Genomic DNA, 247 nt, shown 5'->3' with positions numbered 1-247 from the left:
CCTGAGTGATTGGCCTGGCGTTGTTATTATGCCTGTCCCAGTTGGCGTCAAAGGCATCATTGAGAAACATACCGGCCAGGTACATCAGTGAGAGTGATAACAGACAACCGGCCCACAGCATAATTTGTAAGCTAAGACTGCCCGGTATCCATTCTTCTTCGCTTCCCACAACCTCATGGCTCAAGCTGGCCTGCGCTATCAGCGCGGCAGCAAACACATTGCTCCAGACACTGGGCAGATTGGATGC

Annotated in this window: 1 protein-coding gene; it reads right to left on the bottom strand. The window is 52.2% G+C overall.

Annotated elements, in window-relative coordinates; all coding sequences use genetic code 11:
- Positions 1-217, bottom strand: a 217-nt coding sequence (locus R0J87_RS23280; RefSeq protein WP_498889338.1) for a hypothetical protein, incomplete at its 3' end; no start/stop codon positions are given.
- Between the last annotated feature and the right edge of the window lie 30 nt (positions 218-247).

Origin of the sequence: Halomonas sp. SIMBA_159 (genome assembly GCF_046536035.1) — a bacterium.
GTDB classification, from domain to species: Bacteria; Pseudomonadota; Gammaproteobacteria; order Pseudomonadales; family Halomonadaceae; genus Vreelandella; species Vreelandella venusta_A.
The sequence above is the reverse complement of the archived record's forward strand: the minus strand, read 5'-3'. Positions and strand labels throughout refer to the sequence as shown.